This is a genomic window from Azospirillum sp. TSO35-2, from assembly GCF_003116095.1.
In the GTDB taxonomy this organism is placed as follows: domain Bacteria; phylum Pseudomonadota; class Alphaproteobacteria; order Azospirillales; family Azospirillaceae; genus Azospirillum.
Genome location: NZ_LGRA01000021.1, coordinates 1,030,380 through 1,047,820, shown reverse-complemented (window position 1 = coordinate 1,047,820; position 17,441 = coordinate 1,030,380). Strand labels below are relative to the sequence as shown.

Below are 17,441 nucleotides of genomic sequence, written 5' to 3'. Positions count from 1 at the left end.
CCGGAGGAAGGGGGCGGCGGTTCCCCCCCGACCGCCGGCCCCTCACAGCCGGGCGATGATCCCGTCGGTGCCGGCAACCGTGCAGAACTCGAAGCCCAGCGTCGCCACATGGGCGGCGTGGAGCTGTTCGGCCGGGATGGTGCCGCCCTGTCCATCCGGCAGATCGAAGCAGTCGCAGGCGTCGGCGGCCAGCGTGATCTTCCATCCCATGTTGGCGCCGGTGCGGATGGTGGTCGAGACGCACATGTCGGTCGAGATGCCGAACACCACCAGTTCCTCGATGCCGAGGCGGCGCAGGCGGATGTCGAGATCGGTGCCGATGAAGGCGGAGTTGACGATCTTGCCCACCGTTCCTTCGCCGTCCCGCGGTTCGAAGCCTTCGCGGAAGCGGTTGCCCGGCTGGCCGGGGCGCAGGGTGGAGGTGGGCTCGGACGAATCATGACGCACATGGAAGATGGGTCGCGCCGTGCGCCGCCAGGCGTCCAGCAGCCTCAGCCCGTTGCGGTCGGCGTCCCGATTCCAGCGGCGCGGCCAGCGCGGTTCGTCGAAGGCGCGCTGCATGTCGACGGCGAGCAGAAGCGTCGATTGGGGAAAAAGGCTCATTGGAAGCTCCGTTCAAATCGTCCATGGTCGTCTTCCCCCAAACGGCGGCCGGTTGCAGCCCGGCATGATGCCGGACCGGCCGGCATTTCGCCGGTGGCGCGAGAAGGGGGGATGGACGGCGTGGATGGACGATAAGGACCGGGTGCTTCTGGACTCCCTGCGCAAGGACGCGCGCCGGACACTGGTGGGGCTGGCCCGCGACATCGGCCTGTCGCGCAGCGCCACCCAGGAACGGCTCGACCGGCTGGTGAAGGCGGGGGTCATCCGTGGCTTCACCATTGTCGAGGACAGCGACCGGCCGGCCGGGGCCTGCGCCCATTTCCTGCTGCGCCACCAGCCGGGGCGGACCTGCGTTCCGCTCATCCCCAAGCTGCGCCGCATTCCCGGGATCGTCGCGCTCCATTCGGTGTCGGGCGCCATCGACATGGTGATCCGGGCGGAGGGCGCGGACATTCAGGCCATCGAGGGCGTCCGTGCCGCCATCGCCGCGCTGCCGGAGGTGGCGGAGGTCACGACGCTGATGGTGCTGGACCGCCATCTCGGCTGAGCGGTGCCACCGGGGTCACAGCCCCCGGTAGGTCCAGTCGGTCCCCAGCGCCGCGGCGTCGCGGTCGCGCACCTCGGCGACCTCGGCGTGGAACGGCGACCGCTCGCACACCGGGTCGGCGTCGTCGGCGCTGCCGGCCAGCGCCAGCGCCTGGCAGCGGCAGCCGCCCCAATCCTCCTCCTTGTGGTCGCAGGACTGGCAGGGTTCCGGCATCCAGTGGGTGCCGCGGTAGCGGACGAAGGCCGGGCCGTCGCGCCAGATCGCCGACAGGCTGCGGTCGTGGACGGTTTCGAACTCCAGGCCGGGGATTGTCTCGGCGGCGTGGCAGGGCAGGACGCGGCCGCGCGGGTTGATGTTCATGAAACGCCGCGCCCAGCCGCCCATGCAGGACTTCGGCCGGCGGGCGTAATAGTCCGGCACGACGTAATCGACCACGATCCGCCCGGCCAGTTCCGGCAGGCGGGCGCGCACCGCGGCGTCCATCGCCAGCAACTGCTCGCGCGACGGCATCAGCGCCGCCCGGTTGGCCAGCGCCCAGCCGTAATACTGCACGTTGGCGATCTCGATCCGCCCGGCGCCGAGATCCAGCGCCAGATCGATGACGTCGTTCACCCGCTCGATGTTGTGGCGGTGGAGGACGGCGTTGATGGTCAGCGCCAGCCCCTGCGCGACCACCGCGCGCGCCACCTCCAGCTTCTTCGCATGGCCGCCGCGGAAACCGCCGACGCGGTCGGCGCCCGCCGCCTCGGAATCCTGCAGGCTGATCTGGACATGCTGCAACCCGGCGGCCTGCAGCCGCGCCAGCCGCGGCGGGTCGAGCAGCACGGCCGAGGTGATCAGGTTGCTGTAGAGCCCGGCGTCGGTGGCGTGGGCCACCAGCTCCTCCAGGTCCTTGCGGACGCAGGGCTCGCCGCCGGAGAAATGAACCTGCAGCGCGCCGACGTCGGCCGCCTCGTCCAGCACGCGCTTCCAGGTCGCGGTGTCCAGCTCGGCGCTGGCGGGGTCGAGCGCCACCGGGTTGGAGCAGTAGGGGCAGCGCAGCGGGCAGCGGTGCGTCAGCTCCATCAGCACGGCGAAGGGCGGCGCCGGTTCCGCGGCGTCGGCGGCGGCGAAGGCGGGCAGGGCACAGCTCATCGCACCAGATACCCCTTGTTGCGCAGGTCGGTCAGCAGTTCCAGCACATCGGCGGCGACCTCGGCGCGCGCGGCATCGTACTCCACCGTCAGGCGGTCGATGCCGGCGCCGACGTCCGCGACCTCCGGCCCGACGCAGGCGCGCACCACCGCCAGCGCCATGTCGTCGAGCACCAGCAGCCGTTCCGGACCCATCAGCATCCACTGGTCGCGGCGGCGGTCGTTGCGCAGCATGACCCCCGGCGCCAGCCGCAGCCGGTCGGTCTCCGCGATGGCGGGTGCGGGATCCGGCGCGATGGCGGGCGTGACGGCGTTCACCGGCTGTACCGCGTCGGTTCCATGTCCTCCGGCACGAAGGCGCCGGGCGGGATCAGGTTGGGGGTGACGTAGGCGTGGTGCAGCGCGTCGAGCTGCGCCCACAGCAACTCCGTCTTGAAGCGCAGGGCGCGCAGGCATTGCTGCTGCTGTTCGCCGGTGCGGGCGTTGGTCAGCACATACTCCAGCCCGAACTCGACGTCGCGCGGCGCCTCGTCCAGGCGCTTGCGGAAGTAGGACAGGGTGCTGTCGTTGGCGAAGGCGTAGTTGCGCTCGAACCCGGCGATGCGCTCGCGGTGGATCGACGGCGCGAACAGCTCGGTCAGCGACGACGCCACCGCTTCCAGCAGCGAATGGTCGCGGACGAAATACACATAGGCGTCGACGGCGAAGCGGGTCGCCGGCAGGATGCCCTCCAGCGACTTCACATAGTCGCGGTCGAGGCCGAGCCCGTCGGTCAGCCGCAGCCAGCGTTCGATGCCGCCGACCTTGGTTTCGTTCACCTCGCCGGTCTGGGTCAGGCCGTCATGGTCCAGCACCCGCTGCAACCAGGCGCGGCGCAGCGCCGGGTCGTCCATGCGGGACATGATGGTCAGATCCTTGCGCGGGATCGACACCTGATAATAGAAGCGGTTGAGCGCCCAGGCCTGGATCTGCCCCTTCTTCAGCCCGCCGCCGTGCAGCAGTTGGTGGAACGGGTGGAGGTCGTGATACTGGCGTTCACCGATGGCGTAGAGCGCGTCGCGGAAGGTCTCGCGGGTCATCAGGTCGGTCATAGGGTCAGCTCCATCCCGTCATGGGCGATGCGCCAGCCGGCCGCCTCGGCTTCCCGCCGTTCGGGCGAGTCCTCCAGCAGGGCGGGGTTGGTGTTGTTGATGTGGATGTAGACCTTGCGCGCGACGTCCAGCCCGGCGAAGGCGGCGAGGCTGCCCTCCGGACCCGACATCGCCATGTGGCCCATGCGCGCCGCCGTCTTGGTGCCGGTGCCGGTGCGGACCATCTCGTCGTCGGTCCAGGTGGTGCCGTCGAAGAAGACCAGCGGGGCGCCGAACAGCCGGTCGGCCAGCCAGCCCGGCATCGCGGCGCAGCCGGGGATGTAGAAGAAGCCGTCGCTGGAGCCATCCGTCGGCCGGATGCGCAGCGCCACCGTGTCCTCCGCGACCGAGCCGAAACCGGGGCCGGCCGAGGCGTCCTCCAGATAGAGCGCCACCTTGCCGGGCACCGCGAAGGCCTCGACCTCCAGCCCCAGCGGACGGCCGGCGGCGTCGGCCGGCTGGAACGGCGTGCCCAGCGCCACCGGGCGGCGGGCGACGAGGTCCGGGTTCAGCACGTTGAAGACCGGGTTGGCCGCCAGCACCCCATGCACGCGCGGCGTGGCGTAGACGGCGAAGGGATGGGATTCGCGCAGCGTCAGCAGGCCGGCGACATGGTCGATGTCGGCGTTGGTCAGCAGCGCGGCGGCGATCGGGTTGCCGCGGGGGCCCGTCCGCGGGTGCAGGGCGGGGGAGGCCAGAAGCTGTGCCCCCAGGTCGGGCGAGGCGTTCAGCAGCAGCCAGCGTTCGCCGTCGGCGGTCACCGCCAGCGACGACTGGGTGCGCGGCCGCGCCGCCGGATCGCCGGAGCGGGCGCGGCGGCAGCCCTCGCACGCGCAGTTCCACTGCGGGAAGCCACCGCCGGCCGCCGAACCGAGAACGAGAATCGTCATGCTGGCCATGGTCTGGGCTCGTCGCGCTGTCGCGGGTGGGGGCGTCGCATTCCGGGCCGCGGGCCCGGGCATGGCGCGGAACCGGAGAACGGGCGTCGGGGAAGGGGATCACCCGGCGCCCGCATCCGGCCGGAACAGCCGGGTCCGGCTGGTGGAACCGGCTTAGAGGCCGGCGCAGGCGTAGGCGTTGATCTCGGTGCCGACGGCGATTTCGGTGGTCTTCGGTTTGCGCCAGGTCTTCATCGCGTGATACTCCTGCTTGCTGACTGTTGTGGGCCATGATGGTTGGCCAGTAGAAGAGTACCGGTCCGGGGTGCCTGCCCGCCATGCTACGATGGTGCAATCCCCTACCCCTTTGGCCCGCCCCCCTTCGGCAGGGGGGTGCCGGTCGTCAGGGCGTGGCGTGCGCCGCCGCGGGGCGGGCGGAGCCGGTTTCCGGTGGCGGCACGGGGTGTGCCTCCTCCGTCGGCAGACCGGCTTCCATCCAGCCGTCGATGCCCGTCGGGTACCAATGGACCCGGGCATAGCCAAGCAACACCGCGCGCTTGGCGGCGTTCCACGACAGCCAGCAATCGGACAGGCAGTAGAACAGAACGTCCCGGCCGCGGTCGCCCTGGGTCAGCCGCGCCAGATGCTCCTCGAACCACGCCAGCGTCGCCGCGTCGGGCGCGCCGACCCCGACGTTGGGCAGCCAGACGCTGCCGGGGATCTGCCGGTAGGGCTTCGATTGCAGCCAGGGGCCGCCGGGCAGGGTGCTGCGCTCCAGCCGCTGCACGAAGATGGGCACCGTCCGTCCCTGCGCCACCAGCGCCTGCACGGCGGCGGTGTCCACCGTCTCCGCCCCGCTCACCGCGTCCGGCGTCGGCGAGCGGTAGTCGGACATCCGGAATCCCTCCGGCCGCGGCACGCCGGAGGCCCGGGCGGCGCTGGCGGAGAGGGTGGAGGCGACCAGGGCGATGGCGACAGCAAGGGTCAGGTGGGTTAGGAAGGGCTTGCGTCCGGCAGCCGTGTCGGTACACCCCCGGACCATGGTCACCGCCGACCGCCCGCCAGCACCCGGTTGGCGATCACCACGGCCTGGGTGCGGCTGTAGACCTTCAGCTTTTGCAGGATGGCCGAGACGTGGGCCTTCACCGTGGTTTCGGTGATGCTGAGGTCGAAGGCGATTTCCTTGTTCAGCTTGCCGGTGCCCAACAGTTCCAGCACGCGGAGCTGTTGCGCCGTCAGCGTGGCGATGCGCCGCGCGATCTCCGCGGTTTCGGCGTCCTCGACCTCCTCCGCCGCGCTGTCGCCGTCGACCTGGGGCGGGATGTAGAGTTCGCCGTTCAGCACCTGCCGCAGCGCCGCGGCGATGGCGTCGCGCGGGGTGGATTTCGGGATGAAGCCGGCGGCGCCGCTCTCCATCGCCTCGCGCACCATCCGCCGCTCCTCGTGCGCGGAGACGACGACGACCGGCGTGGCGGGAAACCGCTGGCGCAGGGTGCGCAGGCCGCCCAGACCGTTCATGCCCGGCATGTTGACGTCCAGCAGGACGAGGTCGAGGTCGCCGCGCTCCTCCAGCGCCTGCATGACGGCGTCGAGCCGGTCGGCCTCCATCACGTCGGTGGCCTGGCAGGAATACAGCACGGCGCTGCGCAGCGCGTCGCGCACCATCGGGTGATCATCGGCGATCAGGATCCGGGTCATGGTCTGCGATTCCCTGCGGAGCGGCAACAATGTTTCAGCGCGATGTTGCGGGATGAAAAACGATCCCCTCATCATTGTGTCAGACCGGAACGGTGGACGGCAACAACGCGAATGCCACCAATTGTTTTGTGCGCAAACATGTCGCAGCCCGTCGGAGGTAGCCCATCCGGCCGGATCGGGTCGGCCACGCGCCGGTCACTCCTCGTGCACCGTCTCCAGCCAGGAGCGGATCGACCACAACGCTTCCTGGCCCAGCGCCTCGCCGAATCGCGGCATGTAGGTCACGCCGTTGCGGACCGACCCGTTGACGACGCGCTCCTTGAACCACTCGTCGCCGGCGTCGCCCTTCTCCAGGTAACGCAGGTCGGGGGCGATCCCGCCCGACACCGCGCCCAGCCCATGGCAGCGGGCGCAGTTCTGGTTGAAAGCCGAGGCGCCGATCTCGATGGCGCGCGGGTTGCCGCGGTAGGGGTTGCTGTCGCGCCACGTGTCGCCCAGCTTGTCCAGCCCCGCCGTGTCGACCGGCTGCGGGACGACGTCACCATGGGCGAAAACCAGACCGGGCAGCGCAACGGCACCGATCAGACCAACAGCGGCTGCAAGCCGAAGAATGCGTGCATTCATGAGTAAGACGTTCCCTCTGTTTCTAACCGCCGGTCGGCGTTTGTTTCGCATGAGCAGACGTTATCAGCAGTGGGACCCGCGAATAATTGGACTATGGTAGGACAGTCGACAGAAAGCTTTCGCACAGCACAGCATAGTCCGGACTGTGGATGCGGGAATGGGCGGGCCGGATTGCTCCGGCCCACCCGTCCCTCATGCCCGGTGTGTGCGTTCAGGCCTTGGGCAGCTTGAAGACCCAGAGCGAGCCGCCCTGGTTGATGTCCTTCACCAGCTTGGCGACGTCGCCGCCCCACAGCGGCACCGCGCCGCCCCAGCCGGAGACGACCGCGACATACTGCTCGCCGTCCATCTTCCAGGTGACCGGGCTGCCGACCACGCCCGAACCGGTCTGGAACTTCCAGACTTCCTGGCCGCTCTTGGCGTCGAACGCCTTCAGGTAGCCTTCCGGCGTGCCGGTGAAGACCAGATTGCCGGCGGTGGTCAGGACGCCGCCCCACAGCGGGGCCGGGTTCTTGTATTCCCAGACGATCTTGCCGGTCTTCGGATCGACCGCGCGCAGCGCGCCGATGTAGTCGTCGTACAGCGGCTTGATGGTGAAGCCGGCGCCGAGATAGGCCGCACCCTTCTTGTAGGTGATCGGCTCGTTCCAGATGTCCATGCCCCACTCGTTGGCCGGGACGTAGAACAGCTCGGTCTGCGGGTTGTAGGCCATCGGCATCCAGTTCTTCGCACCCAGGAAGGCCGGGGCGGAGAAGACCGACTTGCCCTTGGCGTCGTGCGCCTCGCCCGTGGCCGGGGCGCCGGGGCGGTTGTCGTCGTTGTAGATCGGACGACCGGTCTCGATGTCGATGCCCTTGGCCCAGGTGATCTTGGTGACGAAGGGCGAGGCGTTGATCAGCTTACCGTTGTTGCGGTCGATGACGTAGAAGAAGCCGTTGCGGTCGGCCTTGCCGCCGGCCTTGATCACCTTGCCGTCCTTCTTCAGGTCGAAGGAGACAAACTCGTTGACGCCGTCGAAATCCCAGCCGTCGTGCGGCGTGGTCTGGTAGTGCCACTTGATCTCGCCGTTGTCCGGATTGATGGCGAGCGTGGAGGAGGTGTAGAGGTTGTCGCCCGGGCGCAGGTGCGAATTCCACGGCGCCGGGTTGCCGGTGCCGAAGAACAGCGTCTTGGTTTCCGGATCGTAGGTGCCGCCCAGCCAGGTGGCGCCGCCACCGGTCTTGTACATGTCGCCCGGCCAGCTGGCGTTGGTCTTGCCGGTGACGGTCGAATCCTTGCCGTTCAGCGTGCCCATGTTGCCTTCGATGGTCGGGCGCTGCCAGACCAGCTCGCCGGTTTCGGCGTCGCGGGCTTCGACCATGCCGATAACGCCGAACTCGCCACCCGAATTGCCGGTGATGATCTTGCCGTCGACGATCAGCGGGGCCGCGGTGTTGGAATAGCCTTCCTTGTATTCCGCCAGCTTCTTGTTCCAGACCACCTTGCCGGTTTCGCGGTTCAGCGCGACCAGACGCGCGTCCAGCGTGGAGAAGTAGATCTTGTCCTTGTAGATCGCCGCGCCCCGGTTGACGACGTCGCAGCAGGGCATGATGCCGTCGGGCAGGCGGTGGTTGTACTCCCACTTCTTGTGGCCGGTGCGGGCGTCGACCGCGTAGAGGCGCGAGTAGGAACCGGTGACGTAGATGGTGCCGTCATAGACGATCGGCTGGGCTTCCTGCCCGCGCTGCTTCTCGCCGCCGAAGGAGAAGGACCAGACCGGCACCAGCTTCTTCACGCTGTCGGCGTTGAGGTCGGTCAGGGGGCTGAAGCGCTGGGCCTGCGGGCCCATGCCGTAGGTCAGCACCGCTTCGGTGTTGGTGGCGCTCTTCAGCAGGTCGTCGCTGGTCGGCCCATCGGCGGCCAGGGCGCCGGTGGCGCTGAAGGCGGCCAGCGAGGCGGTGAGAGCGAGCGTAGAAACCAGACGCTTCATGATGCGGTTGCCTCCCAAGACAGATGATGACGGCACCGCCCGGGCAGGACCCGGCCGTGGCCGCGGGACATGTGCGGGTCCGGCGGCGGGCAGGATCGGGGCGGCTGTGATTTTGGCGGCCGCGAGGGCCGCATCGCTTCAGATATCGGCAGTGTAGGCGGACGGTTGGTGGGGTAAATTGTCGGATAGTAGCAGTCGTTTGCGTCAGCCCGAATTCGGACCGACGTCAATTGACTCGGGGCAGGCTGTCCTGTTCGATTTTCGGCCAGAGATGGGCGACGGACCGGCGGTATTCCTCGCGCAGCACGTCCAGCACGGCGAAGCGTTCGGGAATCGGCAGCTCCAGCGCGTCGGCCATGTCGAGGCCGTTCTCCACCGCGCGGCGCAGCGTGCCGTCCAGCCAGGTCAGCCAGTCGCGCGTTTGGGCGACGCAGGCCTTGTCGGGGCGGATGTGGCCGTGATTGGGCACCAGCAGCCGAATGTCGAGCGCCTCCACCGCATCCAGCTCCGCCAGCCAGTCGGCGACGGTGGCGTGCGGTGTGGTCGGCGTGCGGTCGCAGAAGACGACGCCGCCGGTGAACAGCACGCCCGTCGTCTCGTCCAGCAGCATCAGGTCGGCGGCGGTGTGACCATGCAGCGGGATCAGGCGCAGCGTGTGGTCGCCGAATTTCACGGTGGAGCCCAGGACCGGCTCGGTCGGCACCACCACCTCGGTCCCGCGCATCCAGTCGCCGACCAGCCGGTACATGTTGTCGGCGATGCCGCGCCCCTCCTCCTCGATGCCGGCGATGGTGCCGGGCAGCGCCGCGATCGCCACGTCGGTGAAGGCCTGGGAGCCCAGCCAGTAGTCGGGGTGCAGGTTGCTGATGAAGACCTTGCGGATCGGCTTATCGGTGACGCGGCGGATGGCGGCGCGCATCTCCTCGCCATAGCGGCGCGACGGGCCGGTCTGGATGACGATCACCCCGTCCGTGGTGACGATGAAGCCGGCGTTCAGGATGTTGCCGCCGTTGGACCGGGTGAAATGCTTGGTCGAGCCTTCGAACACATAGGTGTCTGGGGCGATCCGGGTCGGCTTCAGGCCGTAGGTCAGCGGTCCGGCGGCGAGCGCGGCGCCGGACAGAAGGCCGACGGTCAGGGCGGTGCCCAGCGCCAGCCGGCGCAGCAGCGACGCTCTCATTGGCCGACACTCCGCAGCGGGTCCATCGCTTTCAGCGACATCGCCGGGCGGGCGTCGGGCGGCGGCATCGGGATGGTCGCGCGGATCTCGCCGCCCTGGTTGTCGCGGCCGCGCAGAATCAGCGCGGTGGCGTCCGGCGGCGGGCGGACGTCCAGCGAAAAGACCGGGTTCTCCGACACCGGCTCCAGGCTGTCGATCCGCGCCAGCTCCGGGGAGCCGCCGGCGGTCTGGGCGCTGACGCTCAGCGTCTCGATGAAATAGGCGGGGATGCCGTCGACCAGACCGGTGTCGTTGGGGTGGCGGATGCGCAGCCGCAGCCGGGCGGTGCCCTCGTCCCCGGCCGGCCACAGCCGGGCCTGCACCTCGCCGACATGGTCGGCCCAGTCCTTTTGCGCGTAGGAGGCCGGCGGGGCGCTGCAGCCGCCCCCCGCCGCGTCGACCAGCACACCGGAGACGTGCCAGACCCCGTCGGCGGTGCGGGCGGCGCCGCGCACGGCGGTGGCCTGCTGGATCTTGATGCGGGTGGCGATGTAGGGCGACGCGGTGCCGGGGTGGTAGCGCAGCACCAGCGGAAACGGGTTGAGGTCGGCGATCGCCACCAGTTCCACCACCCGGTCGAGCGCGGTCGCGTCGACCGACAGCGGCACCGCGCGGGTGTCCTCCGCCGAGGTCGGCGCCATCACCTTGACCCGGCCGTCGAAGACCACCGGCGCCCCGGCGAAATACTGGTCGCGCAGCGCCTCCCACATCACCGACCCCAGCGGATCGGCCGGGCCGTCGCCCGCGACGGCGGGGGCTGCGGTGGCGAGCAGCAGAACGCCTCCCCGGCATAAGGCAGACCGGAACCGGATGACGGAATTGGACATCGAACTCCCCCCGACCTTGATTTTTTCCGGCATTTCTTTTTTCCGACGGTCCTCGTCACTCCACCAGCGGCGGCGGGGTGTGGGTGGCGCCGTAGCGGGCAAAGATCGCCGCCATCGTCCCGTCCTCGGTCAGCGCCGCCACCGCGTCGCCGACGGCGTAGGTGAGGTCGCGCGCGTTTTCCTTGGTCGCCATGCCGATGTTCCAGTCCGACGTCATCATGCCCGGCAGCGCCAGCGTGGTGATCGGGAACTCCGCCACGCGCGGCCCCAGCGCCGCCTGGATCTGGCTGAGCGGGGCCAGCACCGCCGCCGCCTCCCCCGCGGTCAGCTTGTCGATGGCCGCTTCGGGCGTCGGGCAGTGGATGATGCGGCTGCGCAGCCGGCCGCCCTGCATGCCCAGCAGGAAGAAGTCGGGCACGCTGTCGATCTCCACCGCGATCGGCTCGTCGGGCAGCGTCGCCAGGATGGCGGAGCGCACCCGCGACGGGTCGCGCGCCAGGGCGAACACCTCGTGGTGATAGGGGGCGAACAGCACCGCTTCCGGGTTCATCATGCCGAAGCGCTTGTCATAGGGCACATGCATCATGATGTCGGCCAGCTCGCCGCCGAACAGGCTGCCGCGCCACACCGCGACCCGCAGGTCGTCCGACACCGTCTCGCCGGCGAGCTGCTCGTAGCAATCGAGCTTGACACCCAGCTTTTCGGCAATCGCGCCGGCAAGATCGACGTCGATGCCGACCAGGGCGCCGTCCTGGCGGAACGAGAACGGGCGGAAATCACGGTAGACCGCGACGCGCAGCCGACCACGCTCCATCACCTCATCCAGCGGGCGGGCCGACGCCGGACGGGCGCCCGTCGCCAGCGGAATGGCGGTGGCGGCGGCAAGGCCGGCGAGAAGGCGGCGGCGGGTCAGATCGGGCATCGGGGTCTGCGCTGCGGTTGCCGGAACGGAAGGCTGCCCAGGGTAAACTTGCTCAGCCCTACGGATAATTGGACTTTCGTACAGGACGCGCCGATCCGGCCGGCACCGCCCCATCCTCCCATAGTCGCATTTCGGGCCGGCGGCGCGACCGATAGGGTGGTATCCCAACTGTTGGTGTTCCGACGAATACGATGACCAAGACCCGCCTGCCCTCCCCGCTCCGCGCCGCGTCATGCCTTCCGCTTGGCCTCGCGCTCGGCGTCGCCCTGCTGGCCGCCCCCGCCGGGGCGGAGGAAATCCGCATCGGCTTCCTGTCGCAGACGCCGGAGCCGCCGCCGTCGGTGTCCAGCCCGGACGAGCCGGCGGCGGATGACGGGCTGGCCGGAGCGGTGCTGGCGGTCGCCGACAGCAACACCACCGGCAAGTTCCTCAACCAGTCCTTCGTGCTCGACCCGGTGGAGGTGGCGCCGGACGGCGACGCCGCGGCGGCCCTGCGCGAACTGGCGGCGCGCGGCGACCGTTTCATCGTCGTCGACGCGCCGGGGGCGACGGTGGCGGCGCTGACCAAGCTGCCGGAAGCCGCCGGACGGCTGCTGCTGAACGCCAACGCGCCGGACGATTCGCTGCGCGGCGCGGCCTGCGCGGCCAACCTGCTGCACGTCGCGCCGAGCCGGGCGATGCTGGCCGACGCGCTGGCGCAATATCTGGTGAAGAAGCGCTGGCCGCGCTGGTTCCTGGTCACTGGCCGCCGGCCGGAGGACGCGCTGTTCGCCGATGCCGTCCGCCGCGCCGCCAAGCGCTTCGGCGGCCAGATCGTCGCGGAAAAGACCTGGACCGCCGAAAGCGACGTCAACCGCACGGCGGAGGCCGAGATCCCGGTCTTCACCCAGGCCAAGAGCTACGACGTGCTGATCGTCGCCGACGAGGTCGGGGAGTTCGGCGATTATCTGTCCTACCGCACCGCCGACCCGCGGCCGGTCGCCGGCACCCAGGGGCTGGTCCCCACCGTCTGGCACCGCACGCACGAGCAATGGGGCGCCGCGCAGCTCCAGTCGCGTTTCAAGGCGGCGGCCAAGCGGCCGATGACGGCGCGCGACCACAATGACTGGACCGCGATCCGCGTGGTGGGCGAGGCGGCGGCGCGCAGCCGCAGCGCCGATCCCGATGCGCTGATCGCCTTCATCCAGTCGCCCGACTTCTCCATGTCCGCCTTCCGCGGCGCGCCGCTCAGCCTGCGGTCGTGGGATGGGCAGTTGCGCCAGCCGGTTCTGCTGGCCGCCGACCGCTCCCTGGTGTCGGTGTCGCCGCAGGAAGGCTTCCTCCACCCCAGGACCGAACTGGACACGCTGGGCTACGACCAACCGGAAACGCTCTGCAAGAACCGAGGACAAAAGAAGCCATGAACGTCGCCAATGTCGCCCCTGCCATTCGCCTCGCCGCCACCCTGCTGCCGGCCCTGATGGGGCTCTGCGTCGCCTCCGGCGCCGTCGCCCAGACGATCTACGTGTCCAACGAGAAGGACAACACGCTGTCGGTGATCGACGGCAAGACGATGGCGGTGACCGACACCATCAAGGTCGGCAAGCGGCCGCGCGGCATCACCCTGTCCAAGGACGGGACACAGCTGTTCATCTGCGCCAGCGACGACCACGCGGTGCAGGTGCTGGATCTGGCGACGAAAAAGCTGGTCCACAACCTGCCCTCCGGCGAGGATCCGGAACAGTTCGCCCTGTCGCCCGACGGCAAGAGCCTGTTCATCGCCAACGAGGACAGCAACATCGTCACCGTGGTCGACGTGCCGTCGCGCAAGGTCGCCTTCCAGGTCGACGTCGGTGTGGAGCCGGAGGGGATGGACGTCAGCCCGGATGGCCGCTGGGGGGTCAACACCTCGGAAACCACCAGCATGGTCCACTGGATCGACATGGAAAAGCGCGCGGTGGTCGACAACACCCTGGTCGGCCCGCGCCCGCGCTACGCCCAGTTCACCAAGGACGGCTCGCAGCTGTGGGTGTCGTCGGAGATCGGCGGCACCGTCAGCGTCATCGACAGCGCGACGCGCAAGGTCCAGAAAGTGGTCGACTTCCACATCAAGGGCATCGCCAAGGACCGCATCCAGCCGGTCGGCGTCAAGCTGACCGACGACGGCCGCTACGCCTTCGTGGCGCTGGGGCCGGCGAACCACGTCGCCGTGGTCGACGCCAAGAGCTTCGAAGTGAAGGACTACCTGCTGGTCGGTCGCCGCGTCTGGCAGATGGCGCTGACGCCGGACCAGAAGACGCTGTACACCACCAACGGGGTCAGCGGCGACGTGTCGGTGATCGATGTCGACAGCCTGAAGGTCACCAAGTCGGTCAAGGTCGGCCGCTACCCCTGGGGCGTCGCCGTCAAGGGTTGAAAGCCGCCAGCGGCTGGAAGAGGAAGGGCTGAACCATGACGGTGCCGGCACTGGAGGTCGAGGGGCTGCGCCACAGCTATGGCGGCGACCGCTTCGCGCTGGAGGATGTCGGCTTCGGCGTGATGCCCGGCGCCTTCACCTGCCTGCTCGGCCCGAACGGCGCCGGCAAGAGCACGCTGTTCGCGCTCGCCACCGGGCTGCTGCGGCCGACCGCCGGCCATGTCCGCATCCATGGCCACGACATCGCCGACGAACCCGGCAAGGCGCTGGCCCGCATGGGCGTGGTGTTCCAGCAGCCCACCCTCGACCTCGACCTGACGGTGGCGCAGAACCTGCGCTACTTCGCGGCGCTGCACGGCATCGGCCGGCGCGAGGCCGATCGGCGGATCGAGACCGAGCTGACCCGCCTGTCGCTGTTCGAACGGCGGGCGGAGAAGGTGCGGGCGCTGAACGGCGGCCACCGCCGCCGGGTGGAGATCGCCCGCGCCCTGCTGCACCGCCCGGCCTTGCTGCTGCTGGACGAACCGACGGTCGGGCTGGACATCCCCGCCCGGCGCACCCTGATCCGCCACGTCCACGCGCTGTGCGCCGACGACGGCATCGCCGTGCTGTGGGCGACCCACCTGATCGACGAGATCGACCCGGCCACCGACCATGTCGTCCTGCTGCACCGCGGCCGGGTGCGCGCCAGCGGCCCGGTCGCCGCCGTCAACGAGCAGGCCGGCTGCGCCACCGTCGCGGAGACCTTTGACCGGCTGACCACGGCCAAACCCCTGGCGGATGTGGAGGCGGCGGCATGAACAGTCTCGTGAACGGCCTGGGAGCGAAGGGCTGGTGGGTGGCCTTCCAGGGCATCGTCGCGCGCGAGGTGCTGCGCTTCGTCCACCAGCGCGAGCGCTTCCTCGGCGCGCTGGTCCGGCCGCTGGTCTGGCTGTTCGTCTTCGCGGCGGGGTTCCGTGCCGCGCTGGGCATCGCCATCATCCCGCCCTACGAAACCTACATCCCCTACGAGGTCTACATCGTGCCGGGGTTGATCGGCATGATCCAGCTGTTCAACGGCATGCAGGGCTCGCTGTCGATGGTCTACGACCGCGAGATGGGCAGCATGCGCGTGCTGCTGACCAGCCCGCTGCCGCGCGGCTTCCTGCTGGTGGCGCGGCTGCTGGGCGGGGTGGTGGTGTCGGTGTTGCAGGTCGCGGCCTTCCTGCTGATTGTCCGGCTCTACGGCATCGACCTGCCGGCCTGGGCGCCGTTGACCGTGCTGCCGGCGCTGCTGCTGAACGGGCTGATGCTGGGGGCGCTGGGCATGGTGCTGGCTTCCACCATCCGGCAGTTGGAGAACTTCGCCGGGGTGATGAATTTCGTCGTCTTCCCGCTGTTCTTCCTGTCCTCCGCCCTCTACCCGCTCTACCGGATGGAGGAGGCGGGGGAACTGCTGTGGTGGCTGTGCAGCCTCAACCCCTTCACTCATGGGGTGGAGTTGATCCGCTTCGCGCTCTACGGCCAAGTGGACGGACAGGCGCTGGCTGTGGTGACCGGGGCGACGCTGCTGTTCGCGGCGCTGGCGGTGCGTGGCTACTCCCCCGCCCGCGGCATGGGTTCGCGAGCCCCCTCCGCCGGGTGAGCCTGCCGCGTGTCACGCCGCGTCGTGGAAGATGATGCCGAGCGTGAAGCGCTCGCCGGCCCGCACCGGGCTGACGCCGTGGCGGTGGCGGACGCGGTAGGTGCCGCGGCTGCCCTGGACCGGCCGCTGGTCGACGGCGAAGATCACTCCCTCCCCTTGAATCAGCGGGACGACGGTGGCGCGCGACTGCATGCGCGGGCGCTGTTCGGTCAGCACGAACTCGCCGCCGGTGAAGTCGACGACCGGAGCCGACAGCAGGATGGCGATCTGCAGCGGAAACACCGTCTCGCCATAGAGGTCCTGGTGCAGGCAGTTGTAGTCGCCGGGACCGTATTTCAGCAGCAGCGGCGTCGGCCGCGTCTGCCCGGCGGCGTGGCAGCGGGCGAGGAACGCGTCATGCTCCGCCGGATAGCGGGCGTCGAGCCCCATCGCCGCGTTCCAGCGGTTGGCGATCGGCGCCAGCCGGCGGTAGAGCGGCGCCCGCAGAGCCCGGATGGCGTCGGGCAGCGGGTGGGCGAAGTATTTGTACTCCCCCTTGCCGAAGCCGTGCCGCTCCATCACCACCCGGCTGCGGAAGGGTGCGTCGACCGGGTAGAGCGCCGCCAGCGCCGCGCAGCCCTCCGCATCCAGCAGCGGCCCGGTCAGGGCATGGCCGGCCGCGTCCAGGTCCGCGGCGATGCGTCCCCAGTCCAGCGCCTCGACCGCGGAGGCGGATGGCGCGAGCGACACGGTCATTGCGGCGCTCCCTTGCCGTCTGCGTTGCGTTCGCGGTCCAGCAGGTCGCGCTTGCGCTCCACGCCCCAGCGATAGCCGGACAGGCCGCCGTCCGACCGCACCACCCGGTGGCAGGGGATCGCCACCGCCAGCGGGTTGGCGCCGCAGGCCCGCGCCACCGCCCGCACCGCCGCCGGGTCGCCGATGGCCCGCGCGATCTCGGCGTAGCTGGCGGTCCGGCCGGCGGGAATCGCCCGCAGCGCCTGCCACACCCGCTGCTGGAAGGCGGTACCGCCGATGTCGAGCGGCAGCGACAGCCCGGTCCCCGGCGCCTCGACGAAACCGACCACCTGGGCGACCGTCGCGTCGAAGGCGGGGTCGCCGCCGGTCAGCTCGGCATGCGGAAAGCGATCTTGCAGGTCGCGGACCAGCGCATCGGGGTCGTCGCCCAGCAGGATGGCGCAGACCCCGCGGTCCGTCGCCGCCACCAGGATCGAGCCCAGCGCGCAGGCACCGACCGCAAAGCGGATCGCCTCCCCGGCACCGCCGCGGCGGTAGGCGCCGGGCGTCATCCCCAGCCGCGCGCCCGCCGTCTCGTAGAAGCGCCCGGCCGAACCGTAGCCGGCGTCGTAGATCGCCTCCGTCACGCTGGCCGCCTCGCGCAGGGTGCCGGCAACGCGGGCGGCGCGGCGGGCCTCGGCGTAGGCGCGCGGCGTGACGCCGGTCGCCTGCTTGAAGACGCGGTGGAAGTGATGCGGGCTGAGCCCGGCCGCCGCCGCCAGATCGTCGAGCGGCGGCGTCTCCTCCGTCTGGTCGATCAGCCGGCAGGCACGGGCAACCGCCTCGGCGCGGCGGTCGGCCTGACTGGGGCCGTCGGGGCGGCAGCGCTTGCAGGGGCGGAAGCCGGCCCGCTCCGCTTCGGCGTTGGTGGCGTAAAAGACGACGTTTTCGGGCCGGGCCGGACGGGCGGCGCAACTCGGGCGGCAATAAACGCCGGTGCTGCGGACGGCGTAGACGAAGCGCCCATCGGCGGCGGCATCCCGGCGGCGCAGGGCGTCCCAGCGCGCGGCCTCATCCGGGATGGGGCTGTTGTCCATCGTGATGGCATCCATGGCTCTCTCTCCTTCCGAACCATACGAGGGTTCGCCGGTAACGGCG

Annotated in this window: 20 protein-coding genes; 5 read left to right on the top strand and 15 right to left on the bottom strand. The window is 70.0% G+C overall.

Going from position 1 to position 17,441, the window contains the following annotated elements; all coding sequences use genetic code 11:
• Positions 1–42 precede the first annotated feature (42 nt).
• Positions 43–603, bottom strand: a complete 561-nt coding sequence (locus tag TSO352_RS20845; RefSeq protein ID WP_109109161.1) for a cysteine hydrolase family protein — start codon at positions 601–603, stop codon at positions 43–45.
• 124 nt (positions 604–727) lie between these two features.
• Between TSO352_RS20845 and TSO352_RS20840 the strand changes: the two genes are divergently transcribed.
• Positions 728–1,150: an Lrp/AsnC family transcriptional regulator gene (locus TSO352_RS20840; protein ID WP_109109160.1), complete on the top strand. Its 423-nt coding sequence runs from the start codon at positions 728–730 to the stop codon at positions 1,148–1,150.
• A 15-nt stretch (positions 1,151–1,165) separates the two neighbouring features.
• Here the strand turns inward: TSO352_RS20840 and pqqE are convergent, their stop codons facing one another.
• The 12 genes from pqqE to TSO352_RS20780 form a co-directional block, all read right to left on the bottom strand.
• A complete protein-coding gene (gene pqqE, locus TSO352_RS20835; protein ID WP_109109159.1) occupies positions 1,166–2,284 on the bottom strand; it encodes a pyrroloquinoline quinone biosynthesis protein PqqE in 1,119 nt (372 codons plus the stop codon).
• Positions 2,281–2,601 carry a pyrroloquinoline quinone biosynthesis peptide chaperone PqqD gene (pqqD, locus tag TSO352_RS20830; protein WP_109109158.1) on the bottom strand — a complete coding sequence of 107 codons (321 nt, stop codon included), beginning with the start codon at positions 2,599–2,601 and terminating at the stop codon, positions 2,281–2,283. The genes pqqE and pqqD overlap by 4 nt, the downstream gene beginning before the upstream one ends.
• Positions 2,598–3,374 (bottom strand): pyrroloquinoline-quinone synthase PqqC, encoded by a 777-nt coding sequence (pqqC, locus tag TSO352_RS20825; RefSeq protein ID WP_109109157.1) that lies wholly within the window; start codon positions 3,372–3,374, stop codon positions 2,598–2,600. The genes pqqD and pqqC overlap by 4 nt, the downstream gene beginning before the upstream one ends.
• A complete protein-coding gene (gene pqqB, locus TSO352_RS20820; RefSeq protein WP_109110770.1) occupies positions 3,371–4,303 on the bottom strand; it encodes a pyrroloquinoline quinone biosynthesis protein PqqB in 933 nt (310 codons plus the stop codon). The genes pqqC and pqqB overlap by 4 nt, the downstream gene beginning before the upstream one ends.
• Before the next feature lie 162 nt (positions 4,304–4,465).
• Positions 4,466–4,546, bottom strand: a complete 81-nt coding sequence (pqqA, locus tag TSO352_RS20815; protein WP_014249839.1) for a pyrroloquinoline quinone precursor peptide PqqA — start codon at positions 4,544–4,546, stop codon at positions 4,466–4,468.
• A gap of 148 nt (positions 4,547–4,694) precedes the next feature.
• Positions 4,695–5,333, bottom strand: a complete 639-nt coding sequence (locus TSO352_RS20810) for a rhodanese-like domain-containing protein (RefSeq protein ID WP_109110769.1) — start codon at positions 5,331–5,333, stop codon at positions 4,695–4,697.
• 2 nt (positions 5,334–5,335) lie between these two features.
• On the bottom strand, positions 5,336–5,989 hold the full coding sequence (locus TSO352_RS20805) for a response regulator transcription factor (protein ID WP_109109156.1): 654 nt from the start codon (positions 5,987–5,989) through the stop codon (positions 5,336–5,338).
• Between the two features lie 195 nt (positions 5,990–6,184).
• The gene (gene pedF / locus TSO352_RS20800) at positions 6,185–6,613 is read right to left on the bottom strand and encodes a cytochrome c-550 PedF (RefSeq protein ID WP_199231683.1); all 429 of its coding nucleotides are present in this window, start codon (positions 6,611–6,613) and stop codon (positions 6,185–6,187) included.
• 211 nt (positions 6,614–6,824) lie between these two features.
• Positions 6,825–8,582: a methanol/ethanol family PQQ-dependent dehydrogenase gene (locus tag TSO352_RS20795; RefSeq protein WP_109109155.1), complete on the bottom strand. Its 1,758-nt coding sequence runs from the start codon at positions 8,580–8,582 to the stop codon at positions 6,825–6,827.
• A 226-nt stretch (positions 8,583–8,808) separates the two neighbouring features.
• Positions 8,809–9,762, bottom strand: coding sequence for a quinoprotein relay system zinc metallohydrolase 1 (locus TSO352_RS20790; RefSeq protein ID WP_109109154.1), 954 nt, complete (start codon positions 9,760–9,762; stop codon positions 8,809–8,811).
• Positions 9,759–10,628, bottom strand: coding sequence for a quinoprotein dehydrogenase-associated SoxYZ-like carrier (locus TSO352_RS20785; protein WP_109110767.1), 870 nt, complete (start codon positions 10,626–10,628; stop codon positions 9,759–9,761). The genes TSO352_RS20790 and TSO352_RS20785 overlap by 4 nt, the downstream gene beginning before the upstream one ends.
• Before the next feature lie 55 nt (positions 10,629–10,683).
• Positions 10,684–11,550 carry a transporter substrate-binding domain-containing protein gene (locus TSO352_RS20780; protein WP_109109153.1) on the bottom strand — a complete coding sequence of 289 codons (867 nt, stop codon included), beginning with the start codon at positions 11,548–11,550 and terminating at the stop codon, positions 10,684–10,686.
• Positions 11,551–11,741: 191 nt separating this feature from the next.
• Between TSO352_RS20780 and TSO352_RS20775 the strand changes: the two genes are divergently transcribed.
• Genes TSO352_RS20775 through TSO352_RS20760 form a run of 4 tightly spaced genes read left to right on the top strand, consistent with a single transcriptional unit; the run spans position 11,742 to position 15,569 of the window.
• A complete protein-coding gene (locus TSO352_RS20775) occupies positions 11,742–12,953 on the top strand; it encodes an ABC transporter substrate-binding protein (protein ID WP_109109152.1) in 1,212 nt (403 codons plus the stop codon).
• Positions 12,950–13,945, top strand: coding sequence for a YVTN family beta-propeller repeat protein (locus TSO352_RS20770; RefSeq protein ID WP_247872280.1), 996 nt, complete (start codon positions 12,950–12,952; stop codon positions 13,943–13,945). The genes TSO352_RS20775 and TSO352_RS20770 overlap by 4 nt, the downstream gene beginning before the upstream one ends.
• A 35-nt stretch (positions 13,946–13,980) precedes the next feature.
• Entirely contained in the window at positions 13,981–14,745 is a 765-nt protein-coding gene (locus tag TSO352_RS20765; RefSeq protein ID WP_109109151.1) for an ABC transporter ATP-binding protein, read from the top strand.
• Positions 14,742–15,569, top strand: coding sequence for an ABC transporter permease (locus TSO352_RS20760; protein WP_109109150.1), 828 nt, complete (start codon positions 14,742–14,744; stop codon positions 15,567–15,569). Before TSO352_RS20765 ends, TSO352_RS20760 begins: the two co-directional genes overlap by 4 nt.
• 12 nt (positions 15,570–15,581) lie before the next feature.
• On the opposite strand, the gene TSO352_RS20755 is transcribed toward TSO352_RS20760, so the two are convergent.
• Together TSO352_RS20755 and ada are read right to left on the bottom strand one after the other, a co-directional pair.
• Positions 15,582–16,304, bottom strand: a complete 723-nt coding sequence (locus TSO352_RS20755; RefSeq protein ID WP_109109149.1) for a 2OG-Fe(II) oxygenase — start codon at positions 16,302–16,304, stop codon at positions 15,582–15,584.
• A complete protein-coding gene (ada, locus tag TSO352_RS20750; RefSeq protein WP_109109148.1) occupies positions 16,301–17,395 on the bottom strand; it encodes a bifunctional DNA-binding transcriptional regulator/O6-methylguanine-DNA methyltransferase Ada in 1,095 nt (364 codons plus the stop codon). The genes TSO352_RS20755 and ada overlap by 4 nt, the downstream gene beginning before the upstream one ends.
• Between the last annotated feature and the right edge of the window lie 46 nt (positions 17,396–17,441).